Source organism: Pseudomonas sp. TH06, from assembly GCF_016651305.1.
Taxonomy (GTDB): Bacteria; Pseudomonadota; Gammaproteobacteria; order Pseudomonadales; family Pseudomonadaceae; genus Aquipseudomonas.
In genome coordinates this window covers 2,838,626-2,860,384 of sequence record NZ_JAEKEC010000001.1, presented here as the reverse complement: position 1 = coordinate 2,860,384, position 21,759 = coordinate 2,838,626, and the positions used below count along the sequence as shown (strand labels likewise).

Here is a 21,759-nt window from a genome sequence, read left to right as displayed (position 1 = left end):
CATGGGTTATCGCTACAAGGTCGCGTCGATCTTCCTGATCGGCTTTTTCATCGACTGCATCAATATCTTCATGTCGGCCGTGGCCTTGCCCAGCCTGTCGGCAACGCTGCACGTCAGCAGCTCGTCCGTGGCGTGGGTCGCCAACGCCTACATTCTCGGACTGACCCTGATCATTCCCGTGAGCACCTGGCTGGCCGCGCGTTTTGGCAGCCGGGAGGTTCTCACCGCTTCAATGCTGCTGTTCAGCCTGGCGGTGTGGATGTGCGGGCTGGCGAACAGTTTCGCGGAACTGGTGATCTGGCGTTTCGTGCAAGGCATTGGTGGCGGTCTGTTGATACCGGTCGGGCAGGCGCTGACGTTCAATCTGTTTCAGGGTGAGCAGCGAGCGAAAATCTCCACGCTGGTGATGGCCGTTGCGCTGATTGCTCCGGCGATTTCACCGACGGTTGGCGGTCTCATCGTCGACAGCAGCTCATGGCGCTGGGTGTTTTACAGCAATGTGCCGTTCTCGCTGATCGCCGCCGGGTTGTCGTGGTGGTGGATCAAGGAAGCAAAACCAACTCACTTGCCACGTCCGGACATCAAAGGCCTGCTGCTGGTGAGCGCGGCACTCGCCAGCCTGCTGCTGGGCATGTCGCTATATGGCGGCGACTCCCGAACATGGCTGGCCATGGCCTGCATCGCAGCAGGCCTGCTGTTTATCGGGCTGTACCTGCGCCATTACCGCCAGTCGCGCCACGCGATCATCGACCTGAGCCTGCTCAACAGCACAAAGCTCAGTACGTCGATCTTCATCTATTACGCGATTCCCGGCGTGTTCACCGGGGTCAATCTGCTGAGCATGTTCTTCCTGCAGAACACCCTGCATTTCAGCGCCCGGCTGACCGGAACATTCATGATCGTCTATGCCATCGGTGCGTTCATCGCGATGACGATCAGCGGCCGGGTCTACAACCGCGTCGGCGCCAGGCGCCTGTTCACCCTCGGCATGCTGCTGCACAGCGGCGGCATCGTCACCCTGACGCGGGTGAATGCACCGACCGATCTGTGGCTGATCGTTATCGCCTACAGCCTGATGGGCATTGGCGGCGGCATCGGCGCCAACACCGCGCAAACCACTTCACTGATGGATTTCAACGGCAGCGATACACACAAGGCCAGTGTGATCTGGAACATCAACAGGCAGTTGTCGTTCAGCCTCGGCGCTGCACTGTTTCTGATGATCTTCAACCTGCTGCTCAAACCGTTCGACAGCCCCTCGGCCTACCACGCGACGTTTGCGATTGCGGCGCTGGTCGGGCTGTTCCCGCTATTTTTGATGAGTCAATTGAACCCTGCAAAGGCAAACCATGAACAACCACCCGATTGAACAAGCGCAACACAGCATTCACCACGTGCATGAATTGATTCATCGCGTGTTTAACGATACCGACGGCAGCGGCGCAGCCACCATCGAACCGCTGATGGACGCCTTCGCCAAGCACTTCAGCATGGTCACCACCGCGGGGGTGACGGTTGATCGAGCGCAGGTCGAACAGCTGTTCAGGAGAAACGTGGGTGGCAGGCCGGGGCTTGAGATCGTCATCAACGATCTGCACACCGTCTGGCAGGAAGGCGAGACGATTGCGCTGAGCTATACCGAAACCCATCGTCAGGGCGAACACCTCAGCTCACGTGTCTCGGTGGCGATTCTGCGCATTCGGGCAGAACACGTTGAGTGGCAGTACCTGCATGAAACTGCCTTCACTGCACACAAAGGCTGAAAGCTCGTTCGGTTTTCCGAACGCGACTTTGCGGTCGATTCGGTAAACCGGATCAGTTGTGGCTAAAAACACCGCAACAAAAACTTAATAACCTTGTAAATCAGCTAGTTAACCAGTGGCGACTGGTCTGGCACGACTCATGCTCTACACTCTCTCGACGAATGCCTGCTGTGCCAACACTTCAGGAGCCGTCAGGCATTCGAAGCACAAAAAGGGCCGACAAACTGGCTCCATAAAAAAAACAATGTCGAGGAAAATTTGATGCGCATCGTTCCCCATATCCTGGGCGCAGCCATTGCTGCCGCTCTGATCAGCACGCCAGTTTTCGCCGCTGAACTCACCGGCACCCTGAAGAAAATCAACGAATCCGGCACCATCACGCTCGCTCACCGCGACAGCTCCATTCCGTTTTCCTACATTGCAGATGCTTCCGGCAAACCAGTGGGCTACTCCCACGACATTCAGGTCGCTATCGTTGAAGCCCTGAAAAAAGACCTGAACAAGCCCGATCTGCAGGTCAAGTACAACCTGGTTACCTCGCAAACCCGTATCCCGCTGATCCAGAACGGCACCGCGGATATCGAGTGCGGCTCCACCACCAACAACGCCGAACGCGCTCAGCAAGTCGACTTCACCGTCAACATCTTCGAAATCGGCACCCGTCTGCTGGTCAAGAAAGACAAGGATGGCAACCCGTCCTACAAGGACTTCGCTGACCTGAAAGGCAAAAACGTCGTGACCACCGCTGGCACCACGTCCGAGCGCATCATCAAAGCGATGAACGCCGACAAGCAGATGGGCATGAACATCATCTCCGCCAAAGACCACGGCGAATCCTTCAACATGCTGGAAAGCGGCCGCGCCGTAGCCTTCATGATGGACGACGCCCTGCTGGCCGGTGAAGAAGCCAAGGCCAAGAAGCCGGACGACTGGGTCATCACCGGTACTCCGCAGTCTTTCGAAGCCTACGCGTGCATGGTTCGTAAAGACGACCCGGCCTTCAAGAAGGCAGTCGATGACGCCATCGTTGCCCTGTACAAGTCCGGCGAGATCAACAAGATCTACAGCAAGTGGTTCGAAAGCCCGGTTCCACCAAAAGGCCTGAACCTCAACTTCCCGATGAGCGACAAGGTCAAAGAGCTGATCGCCAACCCGAGCGACAAGCCGGCGCCTGACGTAAAAATCTGATTCCTGACTAACCTTGTCTCCTGAGGGAGCAACCCTCCCTCAGGCGTCTGTTACTACCTGCTGGCTTTACTGTGGAACACTCGACCGGGCGTTTTCGAGCCGATCGCGTGTGCCCGACGTTCAACGTCGGACGGGAAAGGATTTTCCCCAAGCGGGTGCTTGTACATCGATCGATCTCGAGGGGAGACCCTAATGAATTACAACTGGGACTGGGGCGTGTTCTTCAAGTCCACCGGCGTCGGCAGCGAGACTTATCTCGACTGGTACGTCACCGGTTTGGGCTGGACCATTGCCATTGCCATCGTGGCATGGATCATCGCCTTGCTGCTGGGCTCCATTCTGGGGGTCATGCGCACTGTGCCAAACCGCATCGTATCGGGCATCGCGACCTGCTACGTGGAACTGTTTCGCAACGTGCCGCTGCTGGTTCAGCTGTTCATCTGGTACTTCCTGGTGCCTGACCTGCTGCCGCAGAACCTGCAGGACTGGTACAAACAAGACCTCAACCCGACCACCTCGGCTTACCTGAGCGTTGTCGTGTGCCTGGGCCTGTTCACCGCCGCGCGTGTCTGCGAACAAGTGCGCACCGGCATCCAGGCGCTGCCGCGTGGCCAGGAATCGGCCGCCCGCGCCATGGGTTTCAAGCTGCCGCAGATCTACTGGAACGTGCTACTGCCCCAGGCCTACCGGATCATCATTCCGCCGCTTACCTCGGAATTTTTGAACGTGTTCAAGAACTCCTCTGTGGCGTCCTTGATCGGTCTGATGGAACTGCTGGCGCAAACCAAACAGACCGCCGAGTTCTCGGCCAACCTGTTTGAAGCCTTCACCCTGGCCACACTGATCTACTTCACCCTGAACATGAGCCTGATGCTGCTGATGCGCATGGTCGAGAAGAAAGTTGCCGTGCCCGGCCTGATCTCCGTGGGGGGTAAATAATGGACTTCGATTTCAGCGGCATCATCCCCGCCATCCCGGGACTGTGGAACGGCATGGTCATGACCTTGCAGTTGATGGTCATGGGCGTGGTCGGCGGCATCGTGCTGGGTACCATCCTTGCCCTGATGCGTCTGTCGTCCAGCAAACTGATGTCACGCGTTGCCGGCGCTTATGTGAACTACTTCCGCTCGATCCCCCTGCTGCTGGTGATCACCTGGTTCTACCTGGCGGTACCGTTCGTGCTGCGCTGGATCACCGGCGAAGACACCCCGATCGGCGCGTTCACCTCCTGCGTCGTGGCCTTCATGATGTTCGAGGCCGCGTACTTCTGTGAAATCGTCCGGGCCGGCGTGCAGTCGATTCCCAAAGGCCAGATGGCCGCAGCACAGGCGATGGGCATGACCTATGGCCAGACCATGCGTCTGATCATCCTGCCTCAGGCCTTCCGCAAGATGACGCCGTTGCTGCTGCAACAGAGCATCATCCTGTTCCAGGACACTTCGCTGGTCTACACCGTGGGCCTGGTGGACTTCCTCAACTCCGCCCGCTCCAGCGGCGACATCATTGGTCGTTCCAACGAGTTCCTGATCTTCGCCGGTGTCGTCTACTTCATCATCAGCTTTTCCGCCTCGCTGCTGGTCAAGCGTCTGCAAAAAAGGTTCGCCGTATGATCTCTATCAAGAACATCAACAAGTGGTATGGGGACTTCCAGGTGCTGACTGATTGCAGCACCGAGGTCAAAAAAGGCGAAGTGATCGTGGTCTGCGGCCCGTCGGGTTCCGGCAAATCGACCCTGATCAAATGCGTCAACGCGCTGGAACCGTTCCAGAAAGGTGACATCGTCGTCGACGGTACCTCGATTGCCGACTCGAAGACCAACCTGCCGAAACTGCGTTCGCGCGTCGGCATGGTGTTCCAGCATTTCGAACTGTTCCCGCACCTGACCATCACTGAAAACCTGACCATCGCGCAGATCAAGGTGTTGGGCCGCAGCAAGGAAGAGGCGACCAAGAAAGGTCTGCAATTGCTCGAGCGCGTTGGCTTGTCGGCCCACGCCCACAAGCACCCGGGGCAACTGTCCGGCGGTCAGCAACAGCGTGTTGCAATTGCCCGTGCGCTGGCGATGGACCCTATCGTCATGCTGTTCGACGAACCGACCTCGGCGCTCGATCCGGAAATGGTCAACGAAGTGCTCGACGTGATGGTGCAACTGGCCCACGAAGGCATGACCATGATGTGCGTGACCCACGAAATGGGCTTCGCCCGTAAAGTGGCCGACCGCGTGATTTTCATGGACGCCGGCAAGATCATCGAAGACTGCCCGAAAGAGGAATTCTTCGGCGACATCAGCGCCCGCTCCGAGCGCGCTCAGCACTTCCTCGAGAAAATCCTGCAGCACTAAAAGCAACTCCCCGCCCCCGGCTATGGGGGGCGGGCTGATTGACAATGAGTCCCTTGTGGCGAGGGGATTCATCCCCGATGGGCTGCGAAGCGGCCCCCTGCATTCCAAAGTCAAACCGCGTGCAATGGTTTGACGACTGCTTCGCAGCCGATCGGGGATAAATCCCCTCACCACAGGTTCCGCGCTCGACCAAACCAGCGTGCTGTCCGCAGCAGCGCTGGTTGACCCAAGGCATCTGTGATGAAATGCGACCCCACTCTCTATCGCGCAGCGCCGCCATCACTTGCCGTGAAGCCCCGTCTGATTCGTCATCTGTTCCTGCCGCCACTGGTCATCGCGCTGATGATCGGCCTGGGTTTTATCGGCTTCTGGACCAGTGAACATTTCGGCATTCGCAGCCTCGGCGAGAATGGCCAGCGTCAACTGGAACTGCACGCCCGCGCGGTCGAAAGCGAGATCAGCAAATACACCTACCTGCCCAGTCTGCTGGAACTGGAAACCAGTGTCCCGCAACTGCTGGCTGACCCGACGCCGGAACACCGGCAAACGGTCAACGACTACCTCGAAGGCCTGAACCGGCGCAGCCGCAGTCGGGCCATCTATGTGATGGACACCACCGGCCGCGTGATGGCCACCAGCAACTGGCGCGATGTCGACAGTTATCTGGGTGAAGACCTGTCCTTCCGTGCCTATTTTCAAAAAGCCGTACGCGGCCAACCCGGGCGTTTCTACGGGATCGGCAGCACCAACGGCGAACCCGGTTACTACCTCGCCCATGGCCTCGAAGAACACGGCAAGATTGTCGGCGTCGCGGTGGTCAAGGTGCGCCTTGAAGCCATGGAAGAACGCTGGCAGCGAGCGCGCCTCGAAGCGTTTGTCAGCGACGAAAACGGCATCATCATTCTCTCCAGCGATCCAGCCCGGCGCCTCAAGTCGGTGGTGCCACTCAGTGACGAGACCAAAGAGAAACTTGCGCGCAGCCTGCAGTACTACTGGTTCCCGCTCAACGAACTGCAACCGCTGGCCCGCGAAACATTGTCCGAGGGTGTGGAAAAACTGACCTTCCCGGCCAATAGCGAAGTTAATTCCGACGAAGAAAACATCAGCTATCTGGCGCAGACCCGCCCCCTGAGCGATACACCGTGGAATTTCACCCTGCTGACGCCGCTACAGGATCTGCGCCGTGAAGCGATCAATCAGGGGATTCTGGTCGCCGTGGCGTTTGCGTTGGTGGCGTTTCTGCTGATTGCCTGGAACGAGCGGCGCAAGGTCATCGCCACCCGCCTCGCCGCCCGCGAAGCCTTGCAGGAAGCCAACAACCAACTGGAGCGTCGGATTACCGAACGCACCGCCGACCTGCGCGCGAGCAACGATCGACTGAAGAGTCAGATCCGCGAGCGGCGCCAGGCCGAAGAGACTTTACGCCGTGCTCAGGATGAACTGGTCCAGGCCGGAAAACTCGCCGCCATTGGCCAGATGTCCACCAGCATCGCCCACGAATTGAATCAGCCATTGGCGGCGATGCGCACGTTATCGGGTAACACGGTACGGTTTCTGGAGCGTGGTCAGCTGGATGTCGCCAGCACCAACCTCAAGACCATCAACGACCTGATCGACCGTATGGGCCGGATCACCGCCAGCCTGCGTTCGTTTGCCCGGCGGGGTGACAATCAGGGTCAGGCCAGCCTCGGCAAAGCCGTGGACGCAGCGCTGCAGTTGCTCGGCGCACGCCTGGAAAACCCGGCGTTGCAACTGCACCGGCAGTTTATTGATGTGCAGTTGCACATCGACCAGACCCGCCTCGAACAGATTCTGGTCAACCTGATCGGTAACGCCCTCGATGCCATGCAAGCTCAGCCGCTGCCACAACTGTGGCTGGAAGGTGAAGAGTTCAACGGCAAATATCGCCTGCGGGTGCGCGACAACGGCCACGGGGTCGATGCCGAAGCGCGCAAGCACCTGTTCGAACCGTTCTTCACCACCAAACCCGGCGAGCAAGGCCTGGGTCTGGGCCTGACCCTTTCCGCCAGCCTCGCCGCCGCCACCGGTGGCCATCTGGGTGTCGAACACCCCGGTGGCGGCGGTACCACCTTCGTCCTCAGTTTACCGTTGGTAAGCCCTACTCCTGCCGAGCCAATATGAACCACGACCTTAGTGTGCTGATCGTCGAAGACGACCCCCATGTGCTGCTCGGCTGCCAGCAAGCGCTGACGCTGGAAGACATTCCCTGCGTCGGTGTCGGCAGTGCCGAAGAAGCGCTGGAGCGTGTCGGCGATAACTTTGCCGGGATCGTCATCAGCGACATTCGCCTGCCGGGCATCGATGGCCTGGAGCTGCTGACCCGGCTCAAGCAACGCGACCGCAGCCTGCCGGTGGTGCTGATTACCGGCCACGGCGATATTTCCATGGCAGTCGGCGCGATGCAGAAAGGCGCCTACGATTTCATGGAAAAACCGTTCTCACCGGAGCGTCTGGTCGACGTCGCCCGCCGTGCGCTGGAGCAACGCAGCCTTGCGCGCGAAGTCTCGTCGTTGCGTCGGCAACTGGCCGAGCGCGACTCCCTTGAAGGGCGGATCATCGGTCGTTCACCGGCGATGCAGAACCTGCGCGAACTGATCGCCAACGTCGCCGACACTTCAGCCAACGTCTTGATCGAAGGCGAGACCGGCACCGGTAAGGAGTTGGTCGCCCGTTGCCTGCACGATTTCAGCCGCCGCCACAGCAAGCAATTCGTCGCGCTGAACTGCGGTGGTCTGCCGGAAAACCTTTTCGAAAGCGAGATTTTCGGCCACGAGGCCAATGCGTTTACCGGCGCCGGCAAACGGCGCATCGGCAAGATCGAACACGCCGACGGCGGCACGCTGTTTCTCGATGAAGTGGAAAGCATGCCGCTGCCGTTGCAGATCAAACTGCTGCGCGTGTTGCAGGAACGCACCCTCGAACGCCTCGGCTCGAATCAGAGCGTCACGGTGGATTGCCGGGTGATCGCGGCGACCAAATCCGACCTCGACGAATCGAGCAAGGCCGGTGAATTCCGCAGCGACCTGTATTACCGCCTCAACGTGGTGACACTGGAACTGCCGCCATTGCGCGAGCGCCGCGAAGACATCCTGCAACTGTTCGAACACTTCACCCAGCAGTCGGCCCTGCGCTTCGACCGCGCCTTGCCGGAGCTGGACAACCAGACTCTGTCGAACCTGATGAGCCACGACTGGCCAGGCAACGTACGCGAGTTGCGCAACGTCGCCGAACGTTTCGCCCTCGGCCTGCCGGCCTTCAAGAAATCCGGTGCGGGCAACGCCGGCCAGGGCCTGGCTTTTGCCGAAGCGGTGGAAGCCTTCGAGCGCAACCTGCTCAGCGACGCCCTGCACCGCAGCGGCGGCAACCTGACCCAGGCCAGCCTGGAGCTGGGCATGGCCAAGACCACCCTGTTCGACAAAGTCAAAAAATACGGATTGAGCCACTGATGGATCTGTTGCTGAAAGCTGCACTCGGTGCCGCCGTTGTGGTGATTCTCGCGGCGCTGGCCAAGACCCGAAACTATTACATCGCGGGACTGGTGCCGCTGTTTCCAACGTTTGCGCTGATCGCGCATTACATCGTTGGCAAGGGGCGTTCGGTTGATGACCTGAAAGCCACCATCGTCTTCGGGATGTGGTCGATCATTCCGTACTTTGTGTACCTGGCGACGTTGTACGTGATGGTGGATCGGTTGCGCCTGGAGGCGTCGCTGGCCGTCGCGGCGGTGGCGTGGTTAATGGCCGCCACCGTGTTGGTCACCGTCTGGGTACGAGTTCACGCATGACTGTTGTCAAGACCTCAATCAATATGCACAGATCTATTTATTTATTGCAGTCATCAACTGTTAATTTCCCGTCACAATTATTGTATTTGCCAACCACACTGATCGGTACCAATAAACCTTCATAAACGATTGATGTATTCACATGGGTAGTTGAAAATTCACCCCTTTTACTCTCCGACCAATCATCGGTGGGTGATGTACCGGCCTTCGGACAGGAAATACTTGTAAACCTGCATTGATCATTAGGCTCATCCGAGATAGTGGATGAAATACAGCTATGATTTGCGCTATTGCTTTTCCAGGCTGTTTGACAAGGTGTATCAGGTTTTGGCTTGCCACTGGCCTCCCACGCTGCCACTTCAGCTGCCTCTGCAGCCTTCTCCTTCTCCCAGGCGGCCTGCTGATCGTCAAACTCGTCGGCAATGGCAAAGCCGGCATTCAGTGAAAATATCGCAACAAGTGCTAAAACAACGAAACCATCGCATTGGCGCTTCATTTTTATTCTCCGCATTATCAATCCCGCTTAGCGGGAACATAAGCCAAGAATATGTTGACGACTTGCCTTTAGCCACTGTCAGAAATTACAGGTTGAAAGACTCATTACGAATATCAAAAGATCCTTTGATTCAATTTAACCCAAATACAGCTACTGACTTGCAGAGCACAAGCTCGTTAACAACTAATAGATCACAGGCTGTTTATTACAAAAGGCCAGTGCCCATTACCGGCTCGATCTGCGCCCAATGCGAAGTGTCTTCACGATGTGCCTGCAAATATGGCAACACCGCCGCCAGCAACGGTGCCTTGAAGGCCTCTTGAAAGCGATGCGCCAACCCGGGAATCAACTTCAACTGACTGCCACGAATATGCGCTGCCAAATGCACGCCATGCATCACCGGCAGCAACGGATCAGCCGTGCCATGCACCACCAGCGTCGGTACCCGCAATTGATTGAGCAGTGCCACCCGGCTCGGCTCCGCCAGAATCGCCATTATCTGCCGTTTGACCCCTTCCGGATTGAACGCGCGGTCATACGAGGCCGCCGCCTGTTGCAGCAAGACCTGCCGATCATCGGTGACCGCCGGGCTGCCCAGCGCGGCCAGCAAGTCAGCCTGTTGCTCCAGCGCCACCTCGCGGTTGGGTGCACCGCGTCGCGACAATAACTGCACCAGCGCCGCACTCGGCGCCGGCAGACCTTCGGCACCGGAACTGGTCATGATCAGCGTCAGGCTCTCGACCCGCTGCGGTGCCATCGCGGCCAGATGCTGGGCGATCATCCCGCCCATGCTGGCGCCCAGTACATGGAATTGCTCGACGTGCAACGCATCCATCAAACCCAGCGCATCGTCGGCCATGTCGGTCAGCGTGTACGGCGCAGCCACTGGCAAACCTAGTTTGTAGCGCAACACTTCAAAGGTCAGATTGGCCTCGACCGGGGCCTGCCGCCAGGTCGACAGGCCGACATCGCGGTTGTCATAACGGATCACCCGAAAGCCCTGCTGACACAGCGCCACCACCACTTCGTCCGGCCAGTGAATCAACTGCCCACCCAGGCCCATCACCAGCAGCAGTGCCGGGTCCGATGCCCGGCCAATGCTCTGGTAGGCCAGGCTCACCTGCGCCAGATCGACCCGTCCAGTCGGCACATTCACGTCACAACGCGAGGCGGCATACAACGGCGCGCCGAATAAAAGCACGGCCAGCACGGCCGCGATCGAGAGAAAAAACTTACCCATGAAAAACACCGAAACGCAGAACCCCAGTAGAGCGAGAGTCTGATGAAGTTTGTACAAGCGCGCTGCCACAGTTCGATGACAGTTTGATGAAGAGTGCCGAGCGGTCAGCACGGCGATAACTATCTACCGCCATGCTCGGCCGCTTTCCCCGTTGAATGGCTCAGGACCGGAGCGCATCCGCCGCTCCCCACCGCGAGCCGTTAACCATGCCCGATCGATTATTGTTAAATGCCCCCGCCCTTGAGCCGCCCGCCCAGTCAACGGCAGCGCGCTTGCCGGCCCACCACGACGAAGGTTTACTGCTGAATGCCGCTCATCGATGGCGAGAAAGCTGCGAGGCGTTGCATCAATTGTTTGCCGATGTGCCTACCGCACGGGACACGCTTTTACGGGTGCTCAAGCAACAGTTGAATCTGGAGCAAACCGGCGCCGGTCTGCTCTTTGCCGCGCAGGATCCGCGCCCGGAACGCTTCATCCCGATGGTGCAGGTTTGTGCTTTTGTCTTTCAGCAGCCACTGGCCAAGATTGCCGTGGAGGCATCCTGTCGGGTCACCGGCCTCTCCACCGCCCACGCCTTGTTCGGCCTGACGCCGGCGCAATTGCTTGCGCGGCTCAAGACATTGCCCATCGAACAAGCCCTGCAGACGCGCTGGAATACCTATTGGGATGCCCGCACGCCGGGCAGCCCGGTATCGCGCCGCGAACGCGCCAGCCAGTTGTACCGCGAACATCTCGACGCGACCGCGCAGCTCGCGTTCGCCCAGCGCAGCCTGACCGCCGAACAATTGCTCGCGCTCGCCACGCTACAGGAGGCCAGCGCCGCCACACCCGCCATCACCACCGAGCAACTGTCGCTGGTGCTGAGCAATGGCAGCAAGGTCAAATTGCCCGCTGCCTGGGTCATCAGTTTCGGTACCGAGGCGCCGGTCAGCCAGTGGTTGTACCTGCCGCTGCGGCCTGAGGCGTTCCAGGTATTTGCCCAACGTCAGGACCTTGAGAGCTGGCTGTCGACGCAATCGTTGGTGCCCACCGGCCTGCCGCACACCGACCTGCACTTTGAATACACCGGCAGAAACCTGCCATTGACCGCAGGCATGACCGACCTGCTGGCTCACCTGTACAAAGCCCAGTTCGATGCGCTGCGCAATGGCAGTGTCGGCAAAGCGAACCTGTACGAACAGGCCAGCCAGGCTCTCGACAACGTCGATCAGACCGATCACCAGCGCAATACCGGCGCGGTGTTTGCCTTTCCGCCAACGCTCGACAACGTCGTGGTCGAGCCTGAGCAACAGGCCCTGTTCGGAAGTCTGTACGCCGACATCCCCTGGCCCCTGCGCCAGGCAGCGCTCAACCGGCAACGCGACGCGCTCGAAACACTACTCGACGGTGCCGATACCAACACCGCCCTGCAACCGTTCAAGCAAACACACGAGACGCTGGAAGCCGCCGAGCAAGCCGCTGACAAGGCCGCTACGGCATTGCTGGGCCGGCCGCGCGCCCTCGACCTGGCGACGTTCAACCGTGAATTCACCGCCCTGCACCAGGCGCACAAAAGCGGTTTGCAAGCCGAAGCCGACTTGCAAGGGCTGCTGAGCCAATTGAGCGAGACCGAGCGAGACCGGATCAAGGCCCTGCTCGAAACTCCACAAAACCCCGGCGCCGAGCATGTCGCGGCCAGCCTGGTCCTGTCGTCCCATGAGCAGGGCGCCGACAACCCGGCCCCCGCTGAACTCAATGGCCCGTTTGTGATGACCCACCCGCAGGCACTGCTTGATCGGGAGTCGCCGCACAGCGTGTTGCTGTACTGGCCAGGCAACGGCGGTGGTCTGCAACGTTTCGCCAATCGGCGGGTGCTGGAACAGCAGGTGTTCAAGATTGCCGGGCAGGACGCTGCACTTGCCTTGCAACTGAAAAAAATCAGCGGTGATCCGCTGCAGCATGGCCTCAGTCAACTGACCAGCGACTTCGACGAACAGGCCGGTCTCCTGCGTTCACGTTTTGCCGATGCCAGTACAAAAAACCAGTACGACGAACAACTCGCCGCCCTGCGCCAGCGCAGTCTCGGTGCGTTACAGGTGCCGGTAAACGCCGCTCGCAGCCTGGCGTTCACGCAGGTGCTGGAGCAAGCAAACAGCGGCACGCTGGCAGACGTCCTGCCGGACTGGCTCGCCAGGCTCAGCACGGCAGACCGCAGCGCGCTCAAGCAACTGATCGAGGCGTTCCTCCTCGCGATGCAGCGCAGCCATGAGCAACTGACCCTCGCCCTGCAACCACGGGACGACTTCACGCGCACACATCTGCATGAGCGACTGCGCAAGGACTTCGCGCTCAAGGGCAGCTTCGAGATCACCCTCGACCTGCCTGACTCGGTAAAAATGGTCAAACGCTACAAACCCGCCCCCGGCCACTCGGGTTATGAACTGGTGCCGGAGCCCAGTGCCACCCGCAGCAAAATGCCGCTGGTGGAACTGGCCCAACTGAACATCGACAACACGCCATCGATGCAGCTCGAACCGCTTTCGCTGCGCCTGACGTACATGCGGGTGGAGGTCAGCGCAAGCGATGCGGTCGAGGCTGAAACCTTGAAAAAAGGTCTCACCCTGACCTGGCTGAAACGTGTACTGCCAGAGCTCGATCTGCCCCTGGCCTACGAAAAACGCATTCGCGAGGCGTTCACCGGTGCGCCCGACGAGTCGACTTTCGTCAGAGAGCATCGCCGCGAATGCCTGGTCGAATCCTGGCGCGCAATGCTCAAACTGCAAGGTGAATTCGCCCGTCTGCAAAATCACATCAGCCAAGACGAATTGCAGATCCTCAGCATCGCCACGGATGCCAACACCGCGCAAGCCTGGCAAGCCGAGCGCAAACGCATCGTTATCCGTCCGGCGTATCTGAGCGTCGGTGGCGCGGACACGCCCAATGAAGGTGCCGTCACCCTGTCCGGCGTGACCTTCATTGAAGAGCAGGTCAGCGGCATCACCCTGCTATATCTGCCCGACAGTCCCGACGACCGTTTTCTGCGGCGTTACGACAACCTCGAATCGGCGCGCATGGCGTTGTACAAAATGTGCATGCAGGACAGCTGGATCCGCTATCTGGCCGGCCGCGCCTTGCAGGGTAACGTCAGGGCGCATGAGAGCCGGCTCAACGAGGCCGTGCTCAAGCACTTCGACGCGATCATCGGCGTCGGCGAGCGCTGGCCGCCCGGCACCTCGTTCGCCACGCACTTGCTGGATGCGCACATGGGACGGCTGATCGAAGCCCATCGCGGCACCTCGCGCTCCAACGATGCGCTGTACATGGAACGCTATGCGCTGAAGGGACCGCGCGCGTTCAATTACCTGAAAATGGCGATCGGCCTGCTGCCCTTCATCGGCACCGCCATTGCCGTTTACGATGCCTGGACGGCGGCCAACCAGTCAGTGGCCGCGTTTTTACGTGGCGACATCGGTGAGGGTTTGGCCGAACTGGAATCGGTCCTGCTGTCATTGATCGACGCGGCCATGGATCTGCTGCCCGGTGAACTGGCGTTTTCGGCCGTGTCGCGCGCGGCTCGCTCGGTGACCCGCGCACGCCAGATGCGCGTATTGCTCAGAACCACGGCAGCGCTGCAGAACACGTCACGGCGTCAGGCTCGACATCTCGCGGCGCGCTTCTCGGGTTACGAATATGAAAAACCGATTTCCCTCGCTGGCCTGCAACCGGGCACCGACGGCCTGTATCGCGGCATCTACCGGCATGCCGACGGCGATTTCATTGTGCGTCAGGGGCGGATCTTCGAGGTGCAGCGCAGTAATGACTCACGTAACTGGCGCTTGCGCGGCACCCGCAAGGCCACCTACAAGCAACCGGTGGCGCTCAACGACAACGGCGAGTGGGACACCTGGTTCGGCGTTTACGGCAGTACCTTCGAGGGCGGCGGCCTGGGAGGCGGAAACGTCATCGGGCATCTGGCCGATACGCTTGATCCGATCTGGCCGCAGGCGATTCGTCAACGACTGCCGCGCTGGTGGGTAGACCGCAATTTTCGCCGTCATCACCTGCTGACCGCGCTCGCCGATGACCTTTCCGAACAACTCGAAATCCGCGGCGGAAACAGCGACGTGACGTTAAACCGCTATGCCAGTGCGAAAACCGATGAGGCACGCCAGGCCCTCATACCTGCCGCTGAAGCCGCCGCCATCGGTGACATTGAAATCGCAATCCGGCGTTACCAGACATTGCTTGAACTGGAACCGCTGACCCACGGCAACAAGCGTCGCGCCTTGATCGAGATGCAAAGCGGTACAGCCGCCGTATTGACAGATCGGTACGCACGCCGCGCGATCCACAACTCGCACAGCACCTCGCCGTTGATCACCCGGATCGAGGCACTGAACAAGCAACTGGATGAACTGCCGCAAGACGCCCTCGTACAACGCCTGACGCTGATGGAAGAACGCCGCCAGCTGCGCCTCGAATACCTGCGCAAACTGGATCAGATGGAGGTGCTCAGAGTTGACGTCAACCATTGGTACGAGCGCATTCGCATCGCGGCGGACAAAAAAGTAGTGGCCAGCCTTGTCGATGACCTGAACGCCAAACACAGTACTTTTCTCCTGAGTTTTCAGAAAACCTATCAACGCCTTGAGGCGGTGCAGCGCGCCGGTAGCATCGGCGATGCTTCATGGCTTTATCTGCTGGGGCAGGCGCGCAGACTGCGGGAAAAAGTCGCCCGTGCGCTCAACACTCACCACGACCTGTTGAGCGCCAACGTCACCCGGGTACAGCGCGATGCCATTCTTCAGGACTGCGTCGATACGTACGCGCAGTTTGCCCGCGAGATGAAGGTCTGGACCGCCAGCTACCCGCAATATTTCCATGAGGAACTGATCGAGCCGCTGATGTCCGGGTTCGAAAAACTCGGCGAACAGGCGCGCAAAAGCATTAGCAACCCCGTACATGCCGCGCCGCCGGCCGGAGAGATCAATCGCAAGGTCTTTCCCACCGAAGACGATCAATGGCTGATCGGTGTGGAAAAATGGGACAAGAAAAACAACAAGCATCAGTACGAGATGCACAGCGGGGAAATCTGGGAACAGACCGCCAGCGGCAAATATCGCCTGTCGAGTCCTGCGGCCGCAACACCGGCGCCGCCGCCGTTGAGTCTGTCGACACTGGTGGCCGAAGCGCGCAAACGCCTGGACTCGCAAGCGGCTTACCGGGCCCGGGTCGATTCCTACGCCGATCAGGACATGTTGCCGGTCGACCTTGAGCACATGCTGGTGAGCGAGGCCGCCGAGCTGAATCTGCGCGCCGACCGTATCGCCAACATCGCGCCGCAGAATCCGGTCATTACGCAACTGCGCAACAAAGCCACTGAATTGATCGCCAGTGGTCGTGCCCTGCGCACCCGTCAGTCACTGACCACGAAATCGCCCACCGACGGCATGCTGCTCGACCTGATCGAACAGCACGCGGTGGAAATCCGCAAAGTCCAGCCCCTGAAAAACATCAGCAAGCGAGGCGCCCGAAAGGACTACCTGCAGGAATATGAAATCTGGGATCTGACCCTGATACCCAGTGAGCTGCTGTGGTATGCCCACTTCCATTACACCCGCGCAACGCCGGTAATGCGCGTATTCGAAAAAGCCCATCTGAAACTGCCCGAGCACCGGTTTTCGACCCGTGCCGACGATCCCGATCTGCCGACTGCCGATATCGGCAGACAGTCGGCAGTGCTGGAGTATTTCGAGGCGCTTTGAACGTTAAAAAAGCAAAAACCCGCTGAGCCTTTGGGCTCAGCGGGTTCGTTGTATCAATGGACAGAGCGCAGGTTTACGCCAGTTGACTGCGCAACTGCCGCGCCGCCGCCACCATGTTCACCAGCGCCGCTTCCGTCTCCGGCCACGCACGCGTCTTCAGGCCGCAATCGGGGTTGACCCACAGGCGTTCGGCCGGAATCCGTTTCACTGCCTTGCTCATCAGTTTGACCATTTCCGCCGTGTCCGGCACCCGTGGCGAGTGGATGTCGTAGACGCCCGGGCCGATGTCGTTCGGGTAGTCGAACGCTTCGAAGGCCTCAAGCAACTCCATGTCCGAACGCGAGGTTTCGATGGTGATGACGTCGGCGTCCATGTCGGCAATCGCCTTGATCACGTCGTTGAATTCGCTGTAACACATGTGGGTGTGGATCTGAGTTTCATCCTTGACCCCGGACGCCGTCAGACGGAACGTCTCGACCGCCCAGTCCAGATATGCCTGCCATTGCGCCCGGCGCAGCGGCAGGCCTTCGCGGAACGCTGCTTCGTCGATCTGCACGATCTTGATCCCGGCGCGTTCCAGATCCACCACTTCATCGCGCAGGGCCAGTGCCAGTTGCTGCGCCTGGATTTTGCGTGACACGTCTTCGCGAGGGAACGACCACATCAGCATGGTCACGGGACCGGTGAGCATGCCTTTCATGACCTTGTCGGTCAGGCTCTGCGCGTAGGTGATCCAGTCCACGGTCATGGCACTCGGACGGCTCAAGTCACCGTAGATCACCGCGGGTTTGACACAGCGCGAACCGTAGCTCTGCACCCAGCCGAAACGGGTGAACAGGTAACCGTCGAGTTGCTCGGCGAAGTACTCGACCATGTCGTTGCGCTCGGCTTCACCATGAACCAGCACGTCCAGCCCGAGGCGTTCCTGCACCTGCACCGCGTGGCGGATTTCACTGCGCATGGCGTCGTGATAATCGTTGGTCGACAGCTTGCCCTGCTTGAACGCCTGACGCGCCAGACGAATCGAACCGGTCTGCGGGAACGAGCCGATAGTGGTGGTCGGGAACGTCGGCAATTGCAGGCGCGCCTGTTGCCGGGCGATACGTTGGGCAAACGGCGAATGACGCTGACTGTCCTCGGCATTGATCGCGCTGATTCGCGCCTGCACCTCGGTTTTATGAATGCGCGACGACTGCGCACGGCTGGCCTGAATCGCCCGACTCCGGGTCAATGCAGTTTGCACCTTGGGCGCTTGTGGATCGTTCAAGGCATCGCGCAGCACCGAGATTTCGCTGCACTTTTGCACGGCAAACGCCAGCCAGCTCTTCAGCTCCGGATCGAGCTTGTCTTCACGCTCGACATCCACCGGACTGTGCAGCAACGAGCAGGAACTGCTGACCCACAAGTTGTCGCCAAAACGCTCCTGCGCCGGTTGCAGTTGCGCCAGCGCCTGCTCCAGTTCGCAGCGCCAGACGTTACGCCCGTTGACCAGGCCCACCGAGAGGATCTTGTAGGTCGGCAGACGATCGAGCACCTGACCGAGTTGCTCCGGCGCACGCACCGCATCGATGTGCAGGCCTTGCACCGGCAGGCCCACGGCCAGGCCAAGGTTGTCTTCGAGGCCACTGAAGTAAGTCGCCACGAGTTTCTTCAACGGCGAATACTGGAGGATGTGATAAGCGCGCTCGAAGGCACTTTTCCACGCTAGCGGCAAGTCGAGGGTAAGGATCGGTTCATCGATCTGCACCCACTCCACACCTTGGGCAGCGAGGCGGCCGAGGATTTCGTTGTACACCGGCAGCAAGCGTTCAAGCAGATCGAGTTTGTCGAACTCGTCGCCTTTGGCCTTGCCCAGCCACAGGTAAGTCAGCGGGCCGATGATCACCGGTTTGACGTTGTGCCCCAGCGCCCGCGCTTCTTCGACTTCGTCGAACAACTGTTCCCAGCTCAGCTTGAACGGCTGGTCAGCGGTGAATTCCGGGACGAGGTAGTGGTAGTTGGTATCGAACCACTTGGTCAGCTCTTGGGCGTACTGAGTCTTGCCGTGTTCGCCGCCGCAGCAGCCTGCCGTCGCGCCGCGCGCCATGGCGAACAGGGTGTCGAGGCTCGGCTGGCCGTGTTCGTCGCGCACGCCGTCAAAACGTTCCGGGATGACGCCGAAGGTCAGCGAATGAGTCAGCACCTGGTCGTACCAGGCGAAATCGCCGACCGGCAGCAAGTCGATGCCGGCGTCTTTCTGCAACTGCCAGTGGGCGGCGCGCAGATCACGGCCAACCTTGTTCAGGGCAGCCTGATCGAGATCGCCTTTCCAGTAGGCTTCGAGGGCTTTTTTCAGTTCGCGGTCGGCGCCGATGCGCGGAAAACCAAGGGTGTGGGCCACGGCCATGTCGAATGTGCTCCATTGGGTAAAAGATGGCGCCATTGTCGACAGCCAGACCAACATGAGACAAACTCAACCTTTTCGTGTTGATCACAAGTTTTCCTCATGGAGCCAGCCGGTGCTTGAAATCCGTCACCTGAAAACCCTGCACGCACTGCGCGAAGCCGACAGCCTGGTCGATGCCGCCGACCGTTTGCACCTGACCCAATCGGCGCTGTCGCACCAGTTCAAGGAACTCGAAGAGCGCATGGGCATGCCCTTGTTCGTGCGCAAGACCAAACCGGTGCGCTTCACCAGCGCCGGCCTGCGCCTGCTGCAACTGGCCGATGCGACCCTGCCGCTGCTGCGCGCCGCCGAGCGTGATATCGGACGACTGGCCGGTGGCACCGCCGGCCGTTTGCACATGGCGATCGAATGCCACAGCTGTTTCCAGTGGCTGATGCCGACCATCGACCAGTTCCGCGATGCGTGGCCGGAAGTCGAACTCGACCTCGCCTCCGGATTCTCCTTCGCCCCGCTGCCGGCGCTGGCCCGGGGCGATCTGGATCTGGTGGTGACCTCCGACCCGCTGGAAATCTCCGGCATTACCTACGTGCCGTTGTTCACCTACGAAGCCATGCTCGCGGTGGCCAATCAGCACGCGTTGGCGAGCAAACCGTACATCGTCCCTGAAGACTTGCTGACCGAAACGCTGATCACCTACCCGGTGGAACGCGATCGCCTGGACATCTTCACGCGCTTCCTGGAACCGGCCGACATCGAACCGGCGCAGGTGCGCACTTCGGAACTGACGGTGATGATGATGCAACTGGTCGCCAGCGGCCGTGGCGTCTGCGGCATGCCGCACTGGGCGCTGCATGAATACAGCTCGCGCGGTTACGTGAAGGGCAAACGACTAGGCGAGAAAGGTTTGTTCGCCACGCTGTACGCAGCGATCCGCGCGGACATGCTCGATGCGCCGTACATGCGCGATTTCTTGCTGACGGCCAAGGACACTTCGTTCTCGACCCTGGATGGCGTCAGCGCGGTGCGCTGAAAATCCAGATCAAAAGATCGCAGCCTGCGGCAGCTCCTACAGGATGGATGTGCACGCACGTTCTGTGTAGGAGCTGCCGCAGGCTGCGATCTTTTGATCTTATGTGTTGGCGAGCTCACGCCACATGTGGATCTTGTCGAAGTAGTCTTCGCCAACACGCACCGCCAGTGGCTCCAGGCCGAACTGGATGAAGCCGCAACGCTGATACAGCTTGAACGCGGCGTCGTTGCCGGCGGTGACGGTGAGCTGGATCAGTTTCAGCTCCGGGTGTTTGCCGGCTTCGGCGAGGGCGGCCTGGACCAGTTCATGACCGAGGCCGTGCTGGCGAAAATCCGCCGAGACATACATGCCGAACAGCGTCACCTTGTGCCTGGCCTTCTCGCGCGGTTCAAACGCCAGGCCAACGATGCCTGCCAGCACACCCGCTTCGAATGCGCCCAGCACCACGTCGAGTTTGCTGGTGAGGCGCGCCTCCCACCAACTCAACGGCATCACCGCACGTTCACGCACGCTGGAGGTAAACGCCTGCGGATGCCGGCCGTAAGCTTCAAGCATCAATTCGCGATAGGCCAGCGCATGACTGGCGTCCAGTCGTTCGATCCACATGTTCAGGCCGTCCTGCGTTGCTCAAGCATCAGCCGCACCGCAAGACCGCCGAGTACCATTCCCATGACATAACGCTGCACCGCCAGCCATGTCGGGTTACGCACAAACCATGAAGCAATACCCGCCGCAAACAAGGCGATCAGCAAATTGACGCAGAAACTGACGCTGATCTGCGTCAGGCCGAGGATGATGCTCTGGGTAAACACCGAGCCGTGTTCAGGGCTGATGAATTGCGGAAACACCGAGAGGTAGAACACGGCGATTTTCGGGTTAAGCGCGCTGGTGAGAAAGCCCATGGTGATCAGTTTGCGCGACGAATCCGCCGGCAATTGTTGCGCTTCGAACGGCGAACGCGCACCGGGTTTCACCGCTTGCCAGGCCAGCCACAACAGATACAGCGCGCCGGCCCACTTCAATACTTCATAAGCCATCGGCACCGCGAGAAACACCGCGGTCAAACCGGCGGCCGCAGCAAACATATGCACAAAGAACCCGGCCACCACACCGAGCAGTGAGGTGATCCCGGCCTTACGCCCCTGGCAGATCGAACGCGAGATCAGATAGATCATGTTCGGCCCCGGCGTCAGCACCATCAGCAACGCGGCGGCGGCGAAGATCAGCAGGTCTTGAAGCGGGATCATGATAGGCGTCCTTTGCGTGGATGATCAGGCGATGGCGGTGAGCGAATGGCGATAGAACGGCAGGATCAGGTCGCGTGTCAATGGCGCCAGAACCACAGCAGGATCAGTGGCGGGGTCGACCCAGATGACTTCTTCGATTTCAGCGGCCGGGGACACATCGGTGTCGATGGTCAACTGGAAGATCTCGGCCTGAACGATAAATCCCGGTTCGTTGGCAGCGGGGGCCGAGAACTGACCGAGGAACCTCGCTTGTGCAGGATCGATCGCCAAGCCCAACTCTTCCTCCAGCTCACGGGCCAGCGCATGCACCGGCAGCTCATGCGCCTCGATCTTGCCGCCCGGTTGCATGAACGCCATGGTGCCACGCTTGCGCACCAGCAGGGTCTGGCCCTCGGCATTGAGCAACAGCGCGGCGGCGATACGGATGGTGTGGGCAGACGTCAACATAGCGAAAAACCTTAGGCGCAAAAGCCGCAAGCATCACACGTCCCCTGCCGAACACCAACCCCATGCAGGATC

At 59.9% G+C, this 21,759-nt stretch carries 17 protein-coding genes; 11 read left to right on the top strand and 6 right to left on the bottom strand.

Annotated features, from left to right (window positions below):
* Position 1: 1 nt before the first annotated feature.
* The 9 genes from JFT86_RS12900 (at position 2) to JFT86_RS12860 (ending at position 9,097) form a co-directional block, all read left to right on the top strand.
* Positions 2-1,369 (top strand): MFS transporter, encoded by a 1,368-nt coding sequence (locus JFT86_RS12900; protein WP_201232574.1) that lies wholly within the window; start codon positions 2-4, stop codon positions 1,367-1,369.
* On the top strand, positions 1,350-1,763 hold the full coding sequence (locus JFT86_RS12895) for a DUF4440 domain-containing protein (protein ID WP_201232575.1): 414 nt from the start codon (positions 1,350-1,352) through the stop codon (positions 1,761-1,763). The genes JFT86_RS12900 and JFT86_RS12895 overlap by 20 nt, the downstream gene beginning before the upstream one ends.
* A gap of 261 nt (positions 1,764-2,024) precedes the next feature.
* Positions 2,025-2,951, top strand: coding sequence for a glutamate/aspartate ABC transporter substrate-binding protein (locus JFT86_RS12890; protein WP_201236965.1), 927 nt, complete (start codon positions 2,025-2,027; stop codon positions 2,949-2,951).
* A gap of 192 nt (positions 2,952-3,143) precedes the next feature.
* On the top strand, positions 3,144-3,890 hold the full coding sequence (locus JFT86_RS12885) for an amino acid ABC transporter permease (protein WP_016986630.1): 747 nt from the start codon (positions 3,144-3,146) through the stop codon (positions 3,888-3,890).
* Complete coding sequence (locus tag JFT86_RS12880; protein WP_158833827.1) at positions 3,890-4,561, top strand: ABC transporter permease subunit; 672 nt, start codon at positions 3,890-3,892, stop codon at positions 4,559-4,561. Before JFT86_RS12885 ends, JFT86_RS12880 begins: the two co-directional genes overlap by 1 nt.
* Positions 4,558-5,292: an amino acid ABC transporter ATP-binding protein gene (locus tag JFT86_RS12875; RefSeq protein ID WP_007963947.1), complete on the top strand. Its 735-nt coding sequence runs from the start codon at positions 4,558-4,560 to the stop codon at positions 5,290-5,292. Before JFT86_RS12880 ends, JFT86_RS12875 begins: the two co-directional genes overlap by 4 nt.
* Before the next feature lie 240 nt (positions 5,293-5,532).
* Entirely contained in the window at positions 5,533-7,434 is a 1,902-nt protein-coding gene (locus JFT86_RS12870; protein WP_201236964.1) for a sensor histidine kinase, read from the top strand.
* The gene (locus tag JFT86_RS12865) at positions 7,431-8,759 is read left to right on the top strand and encodes a sigma-54 dependent transcriptional regulator (protein ID WP_201236963.1); all 1,329 of its coding nucleotides are present in this window, start codon (positions 7,431-7,433) and stop codon (positions 8,757-8,759) included. The genes JFT86_RS12870 and JFT86_RS12865 overlap by 4 nt, the downstream gene beginning before the upstream one ends.
* 8 nt (positions 8,760-8,767) lie before the next feature.
* Complete coding sequence (locus JFT86_RS12860) at positions 8,768-9,097, top strand: GlpM family protein (RefSeq protein ID WP_201238594.1); 330 nt, start codon at positions 8,768-8,770, stop codon at positions 9,095-9,097.
* Positions 9,098-9,134: 37 nt separating this feature from the next.
* Here the strand turns inward: JFT86_RS12860 and JFT86_RS12855 are convergent, their stop codons facing one another.
* Positions 9,135-9,593 (bottom strand): hypothetical protein, encoded by a 459-nt coding sequence (locus JFT86_RS12855; protein WP_201232577.1) that lies wholly within the window; start codon positions 9,591-9,593, stop codon positions 9,135-9,137.
* Between the two features lie 205 nt (positions 9,594-9,798).
* The gene (locus JFT86_RS12850; RefSeq protein WP_242489483.1) at positions 9,799-10,833 is read right to left on the bottom strand and encodes an alpha/beta hydrolase; all 1,035 of its coding nucleotides are present in this window, start codon (positions 10,831-10,833) and stop codon (positions 9,799-9,801) included.
* A gap of 206 nt (positions 10,834-11,039) precedes the next feature.
* Here JFT86_RS12850 and JFT86_RS12845 point away from each other — a divergent pair, with 206 nt between their 5' ends.
* A complete protein-coding gene (locus JFT86_RS12845; protein ID WP_201236962.1) occupies positions 11,040-16,577 on the top strand; it encodes a DUF6543 domain-containing protein in 5,538 nt (1,845 codons plus the stop codon).
* Positions 16,578-16,650: 73 nt separating this feature from the next.
* On the opposite strand, the gene metE is transcribed toward JFT86_RS12845, so the two are convergent.
* A complete protein-coding gene (gene metE / locus JFT86_RS12840; RefSeq protein WP_201236961.1) occupies positions 16,651-18,963 on the bottom strand; it encodes a 5-methyltetrahydropteroyltriglutamate--homocysteine S-methyltransferase in 2,313 nt (770 codons plus the stop codon).
* A 112-nt stretch (positions 18,964-19,075) separates the two neighbouring features.
* On the opposite strand from metE, the gene metR reads away from it, so the two are divergent.
* Positions 19,076-19,993: a transcriptional regulator MetR gene (gene metR, locus JFT86_RS12835; protein ID WP_201236960.1), complete on the top strand. Its 918-nt coding sequence runs from the start codon at positions 19,076-19,078 to the stop codon at positions 19,991-19,993.
* Positions 19,994-20,092: 99 nt separating this feature from the next.
* Here the strand turns inward: metR and JFT86_RS12830 are convergent, their stop codons facing one another.
* From JFT86_RS12830 to JFT86_RS12820, 3 genes are read right to left on the bottom strand one after another with little or no spacing between them, the layout of a single operon-like run.
* Complete coding sequence (locus JFT86_RS12830) at positions 20,093-20,599, bottom strand: GNAT family N-acetyltransferase (RefSeq protein ID WP_201236959.1); 507 nt, start codon at positions 20,597-20,599, stop codon at positions 20,093-20,095.
* 2 nt (positions 20,600-20,601) lie between these two features.
* A complete protein-coding gene (locus JFT86_RS12825; protein WP_201236958.1) occupies positions 20,602-21,240 on the bottom strand; it encodes a LysE family translocator in 639 nt (212 codons plus the stop codon).
* Between the two features lie 24 nt (positions 21,241-21,264).
* Entirely contained in the window at positions 21,265-21,687 is a 423-nt protein-coding gene (locus tag JFT86_RS12820) for an NUDIX domain-containing protein (protein ID WP_201236957.1), read from the bottom strand.
* Positions 21,688-21,759: the final 72 nt, after the last annotated feature.